The sequence below is a fragment of the Paenibacillus paludis genome, assembly GCF_042610515.1.
Taxonomy (GTDB): domain Bacteria; phylum Bacillota; class Bacilli; order Paenibacillales; family Paenibacillaceae; genus Paenibacillus_AQ.
This window is the reverse complement of sequence record NZ_JBGJZP010000035.1, coordinates 1-14,389: the sequence shown is the minus strand read 5'-3', so window position 1 is coordinate 14,389 and position 14,389 is coordinate 1. Positions and strand designations below refer to the sequence as shown.

Genomic DNA, 14,389 nt, shown 5'->3' with positions numbered 1-14,389 from the left:
TTTCTTACTGGCTACTGCAGCTCATAGTTTAGCATTTCCCCGAGCTCTTGCTTCTCCTGAGGCGACAGCTCACGCCACTCTCCGGTTTGCAGCGTCCCAAGGCGGATATTCATGACCCGGATGCGCTGCAGCTTTCTGACCTCATAGCCAAAGGCGCTGCACATGCGGCGTATTTGCCGGTTCTTGCCTTCAGTCAGGATAATGCGGAATACCCGCTCTGTCATTCTTGTCACTTCACAGGGCAGCGTTCTGCCGCCCAGGATCTTCACTCCACTCGACATCCCGGAAATGAAGGAAGGCGTGACAGGCCGGTCTACAGTGACTACGTACTCCTTCTCATGCTTGCCTTCGGCCCGCAATATCTTGTTAACGATGTCTCCATCATTGGTAAGCAAAATTAACCCCTCTGAGTCCTTGTCCAACCGGCCGATCGGAAAGATGCGCTCCTGATGCCCGACAAAGTCAACGATATTCCCCTGAATGTGGCTTTCCGTGGTCGATGTGATGCCTACCGGCTTATTAAGCGCAATGTAGACGATCTGGCTTCCCGTTTCCAGCGGCTTGCCATCAATCCGTACTTCATCGCCCGGAACGGCCTGGCTGCCGAGTACGGCCGGCTCACCGTTAATGGTAACCCTGCCGCCTTCCACCAGCTTGTCTGCTTCACGGCGTGAACAATAGCCTGTCTCACTGATGAATTTATTAATTCTCATGATTGTCTTCACTCCGTTCTTTATTCATGCCCTGCTCTGCAGCAGGTTCAACTGGTGCGGGCAGTTTAATAATAACCTCCGTCCCGCAACCGTATTCACTGCGAATCTCCAGACTGCCTTTGTGAGCCTGGATAATCCGCTGGCTGACCATCAGCCCAAGTCCCGTCCCTGACTCTTTATTGGTATAGAACGGCTCGCCCAGCTTGGGCAGCATATAATCGGGAATGCCGCCTCCCTCGTCAGAGATCACAATAACAACGGAGTCTTCATCCATATACTGCTCCAGCGTGATGGTTCCACCGTCCGGCATGGCTTCAATGGCATTCTTGACGATATTAATAAACACCTGCTTGAGCTGGTTCTCCTCGCAATGCACCGTTGCCGGCAGCTCTGCAAACCGTGACTCAAACTCTATGCCAAAGAGATGGGCCTGGCTGCTCAGAAGGGAAATTACATCATTTAGAATGTGCCGGACATCCTTTTGCTGAAAGTGAACTGCCTGCGGCTTGGCCAAAATCAGAAATTCACTCACAATGAGATTAATTCGTTCCAGTTCGGAGAGCATTAAGTCAATGTGCAGCGGAACCAGTACCTGCTTTTCTTGTTGAAGCTGCAGGAATCCCCGTAGCGTTGTCAGCGGATTACGGATTTCATGGGCAACCCCGGCGGCCAGCTGTCCCACCGTAGTCAGCTTCTCTGAGCGTCTCAGCAGCTCTTCGATCCGGTTGCGCTCTGTCATGTCACGGGATACGTGGACAAAGGCCTGTGGGCGTCCCTCTTCGTCACGAATGATCGAGGTGCTGACACTAACTTCGACCATCGAGCCGTCCCGCTTCAGCCTTACAGTCTCTACCGGAGGCAGAACAGCGCCATTCTTCAGCTCCCTCAGCCTTTCTTCTTCCTGTTTCTGCACCGTAGCCGGCACCAGATAAAGCGGCTTAACCAGGACATCTGCGGCACTCCAGCCGTACAGATCCTCAAATGCTCTGTTCGTACTGGTGATCCGTCCATCCATATCTACAGTATGAATCGCATCGGAGGTGCCGTTAATCACCGATTCCAAATGTTCTTTAACCGCCCGGTTCTCTTCCAGTGTCTGCCCTAGCCGGTTCGTATGCTGGGAAAGATGGGAGGTCATCGCATTAATCCTGTGGGCCAGCTGTCCCAGCTCATCGCGGCTGCCCACCTTTAACGGCGGCTCAAATTTGCCTTTGGCCACATCATTGACCTTGGCCAGAATATCCTGAATCGGACGGGTTACCACGCCGGCAAGCACATAGCTGCACACGAAAAAAATGATAAGCAGCAACAATGAAGTAGTGATATTATTGAACAATTGGTCTTTGATGACCGAAGAAATGACCGAATAGTCCATGACTACAGAGACAACATAATCATCAGCACCCGGCTGGCTGATCGGAATGAAGCTTTTGAGCACTCTTTTGCCAAGAGCCTCCGTATCCAGCGTGACCGGCTGCCCTTTGCCGAGGGCTGCCATCATCGCCGACTTATCCTCCTCCACATTGCCAAAGATATAGGTGCCGAATTTAATAGGACGGCTGCGCAGCTTCTCATTCACGCGGTCTTCACCATTAGGCATCATGCTTGCAGAGGCAAAGGTTTTGGGATTGATTCCTGTGACCTCCAGAAGTCCCGGATTGACCTCTTTGGACTGCTGAACGATCTCGTCGGGATTCATAATTTTGACGTAATCACTCACTGCTGTACTGCGTATGTAAGGATCTATGATGTAGTTAGTCGAGGCATCGTGATAATATCCCCACTTTTCAATGAACTTAGGATTGGAAGTCGAATATTCAAAAGGTCCGGACCAGAAATTCTCAAGGCTCTGCCCCTGCTGAACGGATACTTTCTGACCGGCAAACAGCTCGAGAAATGCGACGTACCAATACCCCATTCCTTTGGTAGGCAGTCCAATCTCATTAGGATCAGACGATTTGGCAACCACTATATCATCATCAGTCTTGACCAGAAGTGAAATATTAGACACACCGAGCTTATCCGCCAGGTACACCAGCTGTTCATTCTTCACATTCTTGATATCCGGGTCAAGCTCTTCAGAGGCTAAAATGGCGGCCATCCGCAGGTTCTGGGCCAGCTGATACTGCACATAGTTCGAGCTATAGCTGCTCTGTTCGACTGAAACGGCAACCTGCATGGCGGTCATCTTCATATTATTTTCACTTTCAATACGCAGATTATCCCGGGCCGCGTAAAGATTCAGTGTAAGATTGAGCGCCAAGATCAGCAGTACCGAACCAAAAATAATAGCCGATAATTTTGTTTTTATGGACAAGCTGCTTTTTCACCTCTTATCCGCTGGTAAATCCTAGCGGAGTGTTCATGAATATCATACCTTTTGCCTATCCATTTGAAAAGACATTTCAGAGACGGGGCATATTTTGCGAAGCATTGAATTTTATAGGGAGTTTCTCTACAATGGATAAGAAAAACATAAGGTTAATCCACAGGCTATACACATATAAACAATTTATTAAATTCTGATGTGTACAATATTGTGTATAAGTCGGCGGTTATCCACAGACTTATACACAATTTGTTCAGAACGAATATTTGTTCGTTGCACAAGGTACAGAATACGAAGGGAAGATGCACTTGAATATATTACTTGATGAACTGCCGCCCGAAGAGCAGGAGGCTCATGAATATTGGATGCGGGAGGCGATTGCGGAAGCCCGCAAAGCAGAGGCACTGGGCGAGGTGCCCATCGGAGCAGTAATTGTCCGCCATGGCGAAATCATCGGGCGCGGCTACAATCTGCGTGAGACCACAATGGACTCCACGGCTCATGCTGAAATGGTGGCCATCCGCGAGGCCAGTATAGCTTTGAACTCCTGGAGGCTGCTCGATTGCCGGCTCTACGTTACCCTTGAGCCCTGTCCGATGTGTGCGGGGGCCATGGTTCAATCTAGAGTCCCTCTCACGGTATATGGCACAACAGACCCTAAAGCCGGCTGTGCAGGCACCCTCATGAATCTCCTGGAGGAACCGCGGTTCAATCACCGGACCGAAGTCATTCAAGGTATCTTGCAGGAGGAGTGTGCGGATCTGCTGACTTCCTTTTTCCGCCGCTTGCGCCAGAAGCCGTCCAAGCTATAGTTATTCGCAAAAATGACCAAGGAGGATTATATGTCTCTTAAACTGTACAATACGTCTCAAGGTATCTATCTCTCCCTGCTGCAGCTCCAGGATGCAGATGAGCTGCTTCAGCTGCGCCTGCGCAACAAGGTACAGCATCAGCCGTTTGAACCACTGCGCGAGGACGATTATTTTACCCTTGAAAGCCAGAAGCAGCTCGTTGGCCAGCGTTTGGAGGATGCCCGTCAGGATAGAGCCTATATGTTTGGCATCTTCCTGCTGGACGGACAATTAATTGGGCAGGTTACCATTTCCAATGTGGTACGTGGCGTCGGACAATATGCCGATATCGGCTATTTTATTGACCATGAGGTACAAGGAAAAGGGTATACCAGCGCCGCTGTAGGCTTAATCCTGGAGTATGCCTTCCATGCTCTTGGGCTGCATCGGGTACAGGCTTGCATCCTGCTGCATAACGAAGGCTCCCGCCGTGTATTGGAGAAGAACGGGTTTCAGGCAGAAGGAATTGCCCGGCGTTTCATTAAAATCAATGGTCAGTGGCAGGACCACCGCACCTACGCTATTCTGGCTGATGATTACTATCCGTTTCAGCGAGAAATAGAAGGATAATTTAAAGCGTGAAGCATATAAATTCTTATATTTGGACAAAAAAATCCCGCATGAGCGCGAACAATACGCACTCATGCGGGATTTCTATGTTGCTTAGATTAATAAGTGCCCATTCCACCGAACTGCTGTTGCAGCTCTTCCATTGTAACTACATCATCGCCCTGCGGGATGCCAATCGTGAAGGTCTGCTTCTCATTAACTTTGCTGTATTGGTTGCTTCCGGTTAATGACAGGCTGACATTCGTTCCTTGCTCAGGATCTTTGACGATGATATCCATCAACAGGTTCTGGTATACAGGGAAGCTATCTTTGTCGATCGCGGTATCGAGTTTGAATTGGTTGATCGTAAGATACTTGTTCAAATCAGCCAATCCTTTGTCGACCTCGGCACGGGTCTCGCTGGACTGCAGTTCTTCTTTGGCTTTGGCTAAATCAGCCTCGTCAATTTGCAGCATAGTCTTGTATTCTTCCTTACCCACAATATCAATAATCTTCGGCAGTGCATTATTCACGAGGATTGTAAGTGCTTCTTTGACATTGTCATTGGTCACCTGGAACTGAACCACTTGTTTAGCCTTGACGTCCTCCGGCAATGCTGCATCTTTAGGTTTGATGTCGGTAAAATATTTCTCTTCATCATACTCGGCCAACAGTGTGCTTACCACTTCATTGGAGAGCTTTTGCATTTTTTGCGTGTCTACTGAAGCCGGGCTCCATTCGGTGCCGCCCTGCTCTGCCAGTTCCTTCAGGTCAAGCTCTACGTACTTCCCTACAATTGTCTCCGGAAGCGGCAAGAACGGAATCGACGGTACTTTGACGTACATCTTCTCTGCGGTCATTACCATAGGGATGTTAAAGGACATCGCCATATCACCCTTCAGGTTCAGTACCATAGTCATTTCTGTCTGCATCGGATCCGCTTGGTATACCCCATTCACGGAAATATCAGCGTTCTTCAGCATACTGAGCACCATACCTGTCGTGGCATCCGTTGTACCTTCACCGGCTTCCACTGTCAGGTTGTTAATGACTAGCTTGCTCTTCATTTCATATGAAGTCAATGCAGTCGCTTTAGCGGCGGCCGATTTCAGGGCCTCTTTTGGTGCCTCTTGTTTGTTCGCGCATCCCGGCAAAATAATTGCAGCTGCAAGCAGCAATGCGGAAGCGGATAACCCCCATTTTTTGTTCATTGTTGTTCTCCTCTCCCATGTAAAAAAATTGTTTCCCCTTCCTAATGATAAACCATTTGGCAAAAAGGGGAAACAGTTCATTTCTCCTTTCTTTTCCGAAGGTGTTATCCCTGCGGATTATGATGATCTACATGGTTAGCCTGTTTGACCTTTTTGGAGCCGGAAAGCGGCTTGGGCGCTGAAGAATGATGTTCTCCTCTAGGCTCATGATTGGTGTCTACCCCGGGAACCGGCATACTTTTAGGCTTGCTCATTTCTTATTCCCCTCCTATGGATTAGTTAAATCTTGTAGCGCTTGTGCACATTCATGAATCTGTCTTGTATACTGCTGGGCCAGTAATTGTACGGCATCGGTACGCTCATCGGTATTCCTTCCGCTCTGCTCGGCATCAATCAGATTCACAGCCACTTCACGGCTATCGACATAAGTGCAGCGAAAATCAAGAGAATAATCCTGCCGCCCTGCCGCATTGAAATGAATCAGCAGACTGTTCTGGTCAGCTGCATCTCCCTGCACACTAAAGCTGTCTCCATCCTCCATCAGTGCAGGCAGACGCTCCTGCCATGCGGTAACCAGACTTTGCTGGTCCAGTTGTAATTGTCGGTTCATTGTTCTTATCAGCCTCCCTTCTTTAATACATTGCGGAGAAAAGAGGATTTTTATTCCCTCTGGAACAGGTTCCATAAATAAGAATAAAAAAAGATCACTCCTTCTAAGAGGAATGACCTTCGTATATGCAGGACTTTTATCCTTTAACCGATCTTCCGGATCGAGTCCAAATGCTCAACCAGTCTGTTCCAGGTATCTGTGATGCCCTGCAGCATACCCATATCCAGCACCTGCTGCAGTGCTTCTGCTGTCGCATATTCCGCGCGATTAATGACTTTAGTCCCATCTTCTGTTTCGACGAAGATTAGGGTAACGAGCGTCTCAGGCATATCATCTGCAACGTTGCCCTCCGCATCGGAGAAATAATCTACATACACGATCTTCTCTGGTGCAACGATCTCACGGTACACACCCTTGCCCCATGATTCCATACCATAGAAATCACCCTGGTTCTTGTCCTCGCACTTCATACAATAATGCCAGACTCCGCCCACGCGGAAATCCATATGGCATACCGGCAGCGACCAGCCTCTCGGCCCCCACCAATGCTTCAGATGCTCTGCTTGCGAAAACGCCTGAAATACCAGCTCCCGAGGGGCTTTGAACTCACGTTCCAGAATAAGTACCTTATCCTCTACCTTGGATACCATTTCATTTGCCATTTTTAATTTCCTCCTCGATCTTCCTTAGTGGGTTAAGACAGTTCTGCCACAGCGTTCGCAAAGCTCATCCATCATCTCTTATTCAATCTTGCTGCTCTTCTACTGCTTGCTACCTTGTACTTTCTGTAAATAGTCATCCAGCCGGTCGAACCGCTCCTCCCAGATGTGGCGATAGCTCCTCAGCCAATTCTCCAGCTCCTGAAAAGGTTCCGGCAGCAGGCTATAGATCCGGCGGTTAGCGTCCACCCGGGCCTCCACGATGCCAGCCTCACTTAGAACACGCAAATGTTTGGATGCTTGAGGCTGGCGCAGTTGCAGCCTTTCAGCGATTTCCCCTACAGTTAGCGGGCGTTCGCGCAAAAGCTCAACAATCTGCAGGCGGTTAGGCTCTGCCAAGGCACTCATGACATTCGAATTCATAGTCATCATCCATTCTTAGCTGTGAAGGTACGTACCCTTCATTAAGTGTCTGGCTTTTGTATTCCCTTGCTCGATATAAATATACCATCACGGGAATATTCCTGTAAAGGAATATTTAAAAAATTAAATTCCACAACCTTATTTTTCTCAACCTGCTGTACAAAAAAGCCGCCTTCCAAGGAAGGCGGCTTCTATCTGTAAATTCATTCAATTAAAGGAAATGGCGGAGAGGATGGGATTCGAACCCATGTGGGCTTGCACCCTAACGGTTTTCAAGACCGCCCCGTTATGACCGCTTCGGTACCTCTCCAATGCATCTAAATTTCACATGCATTAGGAATTATACCACACTATACAAACATTAAGCAACTGTTTTATTAAGAAACTTTAGGACTAATACATTTTACATTACGCATATACGGCTGAAGGGCCTCTGGAATCTGGACGCTGCCATCTTCTTGCTGGTAGTTCTCCAGAATAGCGGCGACCGTCCGGCCGACAGCCAGTGCAGAGCCATTCAGCGTATGAACAAACTCCGGCTTGGATTTGGGTTCCTTGCGGAAACGGATATTCGCCCGGCGCGCCTGGAAGTCCTCCGTATTGGAGCAAGAGGAGATTTCACGGTACATGCCGCTCTCCGGCAGCCAAACCTCCAAATCGTAAGTCTTAGCCGATGTAAAGCCCATATCTCCAGTGCATAGGCCCAGGACACGGTATGGCAGCCCCAGAAGCTGCAGTACACGCTCCGCATCCGCTGTCATCTTCTCAAGCTCCTCATACGAGGTCTCAGGGGTGGTGAGCTTCACCAGCTCCACCTTGTTGAACTGGTGCTGGCGGATAAGTCCGCGGGTATCACGTCCTGCCGACCCTGCTTCAGAACGGAAACAGGAGCTGTAAGCGACATGATATTTGGGTAGGTCTGCCGCTGTCAAAATCTCCTCACGATAGTAATTCGTCACTGGGACTTCAGCCGTAGGAATTAAGTAGTACTCGGTATCCCGCAGCTTGAACAGATCCTCTTCAAACTTCGGAAGCTGGCCTGTACCATATAAGCTATCCTTGTTGACGATATACGGCGGCAGCATCTCTTCATAATTATGCTCTCCACTGTGAAGGTCCATCATAAAGTTAATCAGGGCACGTTCAAGACGAGCTCCAAGTCCCTTATAGAAAACAAATCTGGAGCCGGTTACCTTAGCAGCAGCTTCAAAATCAATGATATCCAGCTGCTGTGCCAGCTCCCAATGTGATTTTGGAGTGAATCCGAATTCTCTTGGCTGCGACCAGCGGCGCAATTCAACATTCTCTTCCTCGGATTTGCCTACTGGTACAGATTCATGCGGAATGTTCGGGATACTCATCGTCAGTTCGTCAATCTGAGTCTCCAGAACACGCACTTCATCATCGAGTTCTTTAATGCGGTCAGAAACGGTCCGCATCTCTGCAATTAAATCATCAGCCGGCTCGCCGTTTTTCTTCTTCTTGGCAACATCACCGGAAACAATGTTCCGGCGGTTCTTCAAACCCTCTGTCTCTTGCAGCAGCTCACGGCGGCGCAGATCCAGCTGCGGAAATCCGGCGATCAAATCGAGCGATTTACCGCGTTTGTTAAGCGCATCTTCTACCTTTGCGTAATCACTGCGCAATACTTTTACATCTAGCACAAAGTTTCCCTCCTGAAAACAGCCTAAACTCTTTCAAATTGCTGTTTTGCAGCACTGAAAGAGTCAGAATGTTCTTATATGCAGTTCTATTGTTTGGCTGCCAGACTTGCCTCTACCATATCGGCAAAATACTGGTGCAGCCGGTAATCTTCTGTCAGTTCCGGATGAAAGGAGGAGACCAGCAGATTGCCTTCACGCGCAGTTACAATCTCATCATTGTAAACCGTGAGCACATCCACATTCGGACCCGTTTCATTAATAAGAGGAGCGCGGATAAAGACGGCACGCACCGGCTCATTTATCCCTTTAACCTCCAGATCACATTCAAAACTTTCCCGCTGGCGGCCAAAGGCATTCCGGGCAACGGTAATGTCCATCAGTTCGAGATGTCCGGGCTCACCGCCGGCGATTCTCTTCGCCAGTACAATCATGCCGGCACATGTTCCAAAAATAGGCTTGCCCAAGCCTGCAAAATCGCGTATCGCTTCAATGAAGCCATACTTGCGCATCAGCTTGCCTATCGTGGTGCTCTCTCCACCAGGTATAATGAGCCCCTGGACCTCAGCCAGCTGCTCTACACGCTTGATGGGCAGGCCCTCAGCCCCGGCTTTTTCTATACTGACAATATGTTCTGTTACGGCGCCTTGAAGCGCCAGCACTCCTATTTTCATCCGGACAACCTTCTCTCTATTAACGGCCGCGCTCCGACATACGTTCAGCCGGGGTCAGAGTTGCGATATCAATCCCCTTCATTGGCGTGCCAAGGTTCTTGGATACTTCAGCGATCAGTTTATAGTCTGTGAAGTGAGTAGTTGCCTCCACAATCGCCCGGGCGAATTTCTCGGGGTTGTCCGATTTGAATATACCGGAACCGACGAATACGCCATCCGCACCCAGATGCATCATCAAGGCTGCATCAGCCGGAGTAGCTACACCGCCTGCGGCAAAGTTAACAACCGGCAGCTTGCCGAGCTCGTGAACTTCAAGCAGCAGCTCGTAAGGAACACCTAAAGTCTTAGCTTCGTGAAAAAGCTCGTCTTTGGACAAGTTGGTTACCTTGCGGATCTGGCTGTTGATAACACGCATATGGCGCACGGCTTCAACAATGTTGCCCGTTCCCGGTTCACCCTTGGTGCGGATCATCGAAGCTCCTTCATTAATACGTCGCAGCGCTTCACCCAGATCTTTCGCTCCGCAGACAAAAGGGACTGTAAACTCACGTTTGTTGATATGGAATACTTCATCGGCAGGCGTGAGCACTTCGCTTTCATCCAAATAATCCACGCCCAGAGATTCAAGAACCTTCGCTTCTACATAATGACCGATACGGGCTTTGGCCATAACGGGAATGCTCACCACTTTGATAACCTCTTCTACGATTGTAGGATCAGCCATCCGGGCTACACCGCCTGCTGCGCGGATATCAGAAGGTACGCGTTCCAGAGCCATTACAGCTACTGCACCCGCAGCCTCGGCAATTTTCGCTTGCTCTGCATTCATGACGTCCATAATGACGCCGCCTTTTTGCATTTCTGCCATGCCTCTTTTAACTCGCGATGTTCCAGTTTCCATGATTCAAGCCTCCCGATTGATCTTATCTAACTTGCCACTTTACCGCAAGGCGGCTATATATACAACCTATTTACTCGGATTATTCACTGCACCAGACATTACTGCCCTAGAACAGGTTCTTAATTCCTGTAAACAAATCGCTGAAAAATTCGCCTATTGCTCTCATCAGCAGCTTGAACCAGCCAGCCTTCTCCGCTTCCTCTGCGGTAATTAGATTGACCGTCTTCTCCTGAACCTGAGACATTCCTTCAACCTTGTAGGAGTAAGTAACCTTGCCCACTTTGGAAGCATTGGCAATCGGGGCTACCAGTGTTGCTGCATCATTAACGGCAACCGCTGTGTTAATCTGTGGTGCAACCGTTCCTTTAGGCACGATAAAAGTAACTCCGGCATCGGTAACGATGGACACATCTTTGTTTTTGCCTTTTTGCACAGGCACTGTTTCATTGCCGGCAATGACGGCTTTAGGGGCCACTACCTGTTTGATTTCGAAATTATTGAAGCCAAAATCAAGTACTTTCTTCGTTTCCGTGAAACGGTGTGCTTCCGAGTTGGCGCCCATAACCACACTGATCAGCCGCATACCGTCGCGAACAGCCGTACCGGTGAAACAGTTGCCGGCGTTGTTGGTATGTCCTGTCTTCAGCCCGTCAAGGCCGGGATAAGCGTATGCCTTAAAGTTGGCGATATCCTTGTTCGCTTCCAGCATCCAGTTGTAGTTAACCATCGGTTTGTCATCCCGTTGACGGAACTTGTAAGACTGAATGGTTGTGAATTCTGTGAAATCAGGGTGGTCCGTGACGATATATTTGGCAAGAATCGCTGCGTCCATGGCTGACATTACGGTTTCACGATCGACTTTGGGCTGGAACTTAGCCGGCATATCGGCACGGTCAAGACCGGTAGAATTGATAAAGTAAGCCGTCTTCATTCCCATCTTCTTTGCAGTTTCATTCATTAGAGCTACAAATTCCTGCTCGGATGACGAAACAAGCTCAGCCAACGCTACGGTGGCATCATTAGCAGAACCAACGGCCATTGCTATGTATAGCTCTCTTACCGTATGTTCATCGCCTTCAGCCAAAAAAATACGCGAGCCGATCTGCTTGGAGGCATTTTCCTGAACAACTACTTTCTGATCCCAGGAAATCTGGCCATTCTTCACGGCATCTGCAACCAGATATTCGGTCATCATCTTCGTCATGCTTGCCGGAGGCAAAGGCTTATCGGCATTCAGGGACAAAAGCACCTCGCCTGTAGTTGGTTCGATCAACACTGCCGAATCCACTTCGAGCTTCAGTGATTCTATACTAGGAATCTTGACTGCAGCTTTCGCCGCAGTAGTGCCGGCGGCAGTACCCTTTTCTGTCGTTGCCGGTGTCTTCACTTCATCAGCGAACACCGAATGTACTGGAGAAGCTAACATATTTAAAAGCAGACCTACTGTCGCTGTCTTAATCACAAATTGTTTACTGCTAAATTTTCGCTTGTGCTTCAATGATTACTACTCTCCTTTTGATCCTCATATCCATTGCTTGTTCTATTCTAACACAGGGGTACCTGCAAAAAAAGACAGACAGGACGAATTTAGTCCTGTCTGTCCGTAATTTATCGAAACCGCCTAATTATAGGGAATAGTTGGGAGCTTCCTTGGTGATTTGTACATCATGAGGGTGACTTTCGCGCAATCCGGCTCCTGTAATCCGAATGAAAGATGTATCATTGCGCAGTTCCTCCAGTGTCTTCGTTCCACAATACCCCATACCAGAACGAAGCCCGCCGATCAGCTGATGAACCGTATCAGAGAGCGAACCTTTGAAAGCCACTCTTCCTTCAATACCTTCTGGAACTAGCTTCTTGTCATCATCCTGGAAGTAACGGTCTTTACTGCCCTGCTTCATGGCGCTCATACTGCCCATGCCGCGGTATACCTTGAATTTACGTCCCTGATAAATCTCAGATTCGCCCGGGCTTTCTTCCGTTCCGGCGAACAGGCTTCCCATCATAACGGCAGATGCTCCCGCAGCAATCGCTTTGGTAACCTCACCGGAATATTTGATACCCCCGTCAGCAATAATCGGAATGCCGTACTCACGGGCAACCGTTGCACAATCGTAAATGGCCGTAATTTGCGGAACACCGATACCGGCAATTACGCGTGTGGTACAAATTGATCCCGGTCCAATACCCACTTTGACTACAGAAGCGCCAGCTTCAATCAATTCACGGGTTGCGTCTCCGGTTGCCACGTTACCGGCAACAATTGTAAGATCCGGGTACAGTTCACGCAATTTGCGGACAGCATCAATAATATTAATATGATGCCCGTGTGCGGAATCTACCGTAATCAGATCCACGCCGGCTTTCACCAACGCCTCTGTACGTTCAAAAGTATCTTTGGAAATACCAATTGCCGCACCCACCAGCAGACGGCCGTGAGCATCTTTTGCTCCATTCGGGAATTGAATTGCTTTTTCTATATCTTTAATCGTGATCAAACCTTTAAGAATGTTGTTCTCATCTACAAGCGGCAGTTTCTCGATCTTATGGCGTTGAAGGATACCTTCTGCTTCCTGGAGAGTAGTGCCAACCGCAGCAGTGACCAGATTCTCATGGGTCATCACTTCTTTAATTTGAATATTAAAATCATGAATGAAACGCAGATCTCTATTGGTCAGAATCCCAACCAGCTTGTTGCTTTCATCAACGATAGGTACTCCGGAAATACGGTATTTACCCATCAGGACTTCAGCGTCGGAAACCCAGTGTTCTGGCGTTAGAGAAAAGGGATTAGTAATAACACCGCTCTCGGAGCGCTTTACCCGGTCTACTTCTTCAGCCTGCTGCTCCACTGACATATTCTTATGAATAATGCCAATGCCTCCCTCGCGGGCAATTGCAATCGCCATAGCTGCTTCTGTGACTGTATCCATGCCTGCACTCATCAGAGGGATATTCAGCTTCACATTTTTGCTCAGTACCGTGGCCAGATCCACTTCCTTCGGCAGTACCTCGGATTTGCGCGGCACCAACAGCACATCGTCAAACGTCAAACCTTCTTTACCAAACTTATCTTCCCACACCTGGGTCATTCCTCCTCGATTATCTTTATTCTAACCGCCCACAAACTTTATAAATGAAGAAACTCCGGTTTGAAGTCCATATCCGATAGACACCGAACTAAACAGCGAAGTTATACATATCCGTATCTTCAATTAACGTTTGAGATGCTTGTCCAAAAATATATTATTGCCATCTTAGCAAAGGGTTTTTGGCCTGTCAAGAATATTACATCATCGGAGGAGGGAATCGGAAAACGGTCACCGGGTAAGCGAATTCTTGGACGAAAGTCCGTATCCAGTGGACATTATCACTGTAAGAACCCATTTATTGTATATGTACATTCGTAGTTTTAGGGCGTGGGATTAGCCTATATATTGCTTTAACTACCACCATTTGCACTTTAACCCAACAAAAAAGCCACTGTTGAGAAACTCAACAATGGCTTTGTGTGCTTGGCGGCGTCCTACTCTCCCAGGACCCTTCGGTCCAAGTACCATCGGCGCTGGAGGGCTTAACGGTCGTGTTCGGGATGGGTACGCGTGGAACCCCTCCGCTATCGCCACCAAACGGGCATTTACAGCGTAAATGCTTCAGGAACTTTAATTCCTGAAAACTGAATCCGAAACAAATCTGCGTCTTAATTCTTGGATAAGCCCTCGACCGATTAGTATTGGTCAGCTCCATGCATTGCTGCACTTCCACCTCCAACCTATCTACCTCGTCGTCTTCAAGGGGTCTTACTAAT

14 protein-coding genes, 1 tRNA gene and 2 rRNA genes are annotated in these 14,389 nt (G+C 48.6%); 2 read left to right on the top strand and 15 right to left on the bottom strand.

Going from position 1 to position 14,389, the window contains the following annotated elements:
- Positions 1-11 precede the first annotated feature (11 nt).
- Both rluF and ACAN56_RS34260 read right to left on the bottom strand, forming a co-directional pair.
- Positions 12-713: a 23S rRNA pseudouridine(2604) synthase RluF gene (gene rluF / locus ACAN56_RS34265; RefSeq protein WP_038584496.1), complete on the bottom strand. Its 702-nt coding sequence runs from the start codon at positions 711-713 to the stop codon at positions 12-14.
- Positions 703-3,030: an ATP-binding protein gene (locus tag ACAN56_RS34260; protein ID WP_379148446.1), complete on the bottom strand. Its 2,328-nt coding sequence runs from the start codon at positions 3,028-3,030 to the stop codon at positions 703-705. The genes rluF and ACAN56_RS34260 overlap by 11 nt, the downstream gene beginning before the upstream one ends.
- A gap of 320 nt (positions 3,031-3,350) precedes the next feature.
- Here ACAN56_RS34260 and tadA point away from each other — a divergent pair, with 320 nt between their 5' ends.
- Positions 3,351-3,854 carry a tRNA adenosine(34) deaminase TadA gene (gene tadA / locus ACAN56_RS34255; protein WP_379148444.1) on the top strand — a complete coding sequence of 168 codons (504 nt, stop codon included), beginning with the start codon at positions 3,351-3,353 and terminating at the stop codon, positions 3,852-3,854.
- Positions 3,855-3,884: 30 nt separating this feature from the next.
- Complete coding sequence (locus tag ACAN56_RS34250; RefSeq protein WP_379148441.1) at positions 3,885-4,463, top strand: GNAT family N-acetyltransferase; 579 nt, start codon at positions 3,885-3,887, stop codon at positions 4,461-4,463.
- Positions 4,464-4,561: 98 nt separating this feature from the next.
- Here ACAN56_RS34250 and ACAN56_RS34245 read toward each other — a convergent pair whose 3' ends face one another.
- The 13 genes from ACAN56_RS34245 to ACAN56_RS34185 form a co-directional block, all read right to left on the bottom strand.
- The gene (locus tag ACAN56_RS34245) at positions 4,562-5,653 is read right to left on the bottom strand and encodes a hypothetical protein (RefSeq protein WP_038584489.1); all 1,092 of its coding nucleotides are present in this window, start codon (positions 5,651-5,653) and stop codon (positions 4,562-4,564) included.
- A gap of 104 nt (positions 5,654-5,757) precedes the next feature.
- The gene (locus ACAN56_RS34240; protein ID WP_038584486.1) at positions 5,758-5,907 is read right to left on the bottom strand and encodes a small acid-soluble spore protein P; all 150 of its coding nucleotides are present in this window, start codon (positions 5,905-5,907) and stop codon (positions 5,758-5,760) included.
- A 14-nt stretch (positions 5,908-5,921) separates the two neighbouring features.
- Positions 5,922-6,263 carry a hypothetical protein gene (locus ACAN56_RS34235; protein WP_038584483.1) on the bottom strand — a complete coding sequence of 114 codons (342 nt, stop codon included), beginning with the start codon at positions 6,261-6,263 and terminating at the stop codon, positions 5,922-5,924.
- A gap of 143 nt (positions 6,264-6,406) precedes the next feature.
- A complete protein-coding gene (locus ACAN56_RS34230; RefSeq protein WP_379148437.1) occupies positions 6,407-6,925 on the bottom strand; it encodes an SRPBCC family protein in 519 nt (172 codons plus the stop codon).
- 99 nt (positions 6,926-7,024) lie between these two features.
- Positions 7,025-7,345 (bottom strand): ArsR/SmtB family transcription factor, encoded by a 321-nt coding sequence (locus tag ACAN56_RS34225; RefSeq protein ID WP_379148435.1) that lies wholly within the window; start codon positions 7,343-7,345, stop codon positions 7,025-7,027.
- A gap of 221 nt (positions 7,346-7,566) precedes the next feature.
- A tRNA-Ser gene (locus ACAN56_RS34220) sits at positions 7,567-7,655 on the bottom strand.
- A 67-nt stretch (positions 7,656-7,722) separates the two neighbouring features.
- Positions 7,723-9,009 (bottom strand): serine--tRNA ligase, encoded by a 1,287-nt coding sequence (gene serS / locus ACAN56_RS34215; protein WP_076114073.1) that lies wholly within the window; start codon positions 9,007-9,009, stop codon positions 7,723-7,725.
- Positions 9,010-9,095: 86 nt separating this feature from the next.
- Positions 9,096-9,680: a pyridoxal 5'-phosphate synthase glutaminase subunit PdxT gene (gene pdxT / locus ACAN56_RS34210; protein WP_038584475.1), complete on the bottom strand. Its 585-nt coding sequence runs from the start codon at positions 9,678-9,680 to the stop codon at positions 9,096-9,098.
- Positions 9,681-9,699: 19 nt separating this feature from the next.
- Positions 9,700-10,581: a pyridoxal 5'-phosphate synthase lyase subunit PdxS gene (pdxS, locus tag ACAN56_RS34205; RefSeq protein ID WP_038584472.1), complete on the bottom strand. Its 882-nt coding sequence runs from the start codon at positions 10,579-10,581 to the stop codon at positions 9,700-9,702.
- 106 nt (positions 10,582-10,687) lie between these two features.
- Entirely contained in the window at positions 10,688-12,079 is a 1,392-nt protein-coding gene (locus ACAN56_RS34200) for a D-alanyl-D-alanine carboxypeptidase family protein (RefSeq protein WP_038584469.1), read from the bottom strand.
- 127 nt (positions 12,080-12,206) lie between these two features.
- Positions 12,207-13,664, bottom strand: coding sequence for an IMP dehydrogenase (gene guaB / locus ACAN56_RS34195; RefSeq protein ID WP_038584466.1), 1,458 nt, complete (start codon positions 13,662-13,664; stop codon positions 12,207-12,209).
- Positions 13,665-14,094: 430 nt separating this feature from the next.
- A 5S ribosomal RNA gene (rrf, locus tag ACAN56_RS34190) occupies positions 14,095-14,211 on the bottom strand.
- 77 nt (positions 14,212-14,288) lie between these two features.
- Positions 14,289-14,389: ribosomal RNA gene (locus ACAN56_RS34185) — 23S ribosomal RNA — on the bottom strand; the annotation flags it as partial.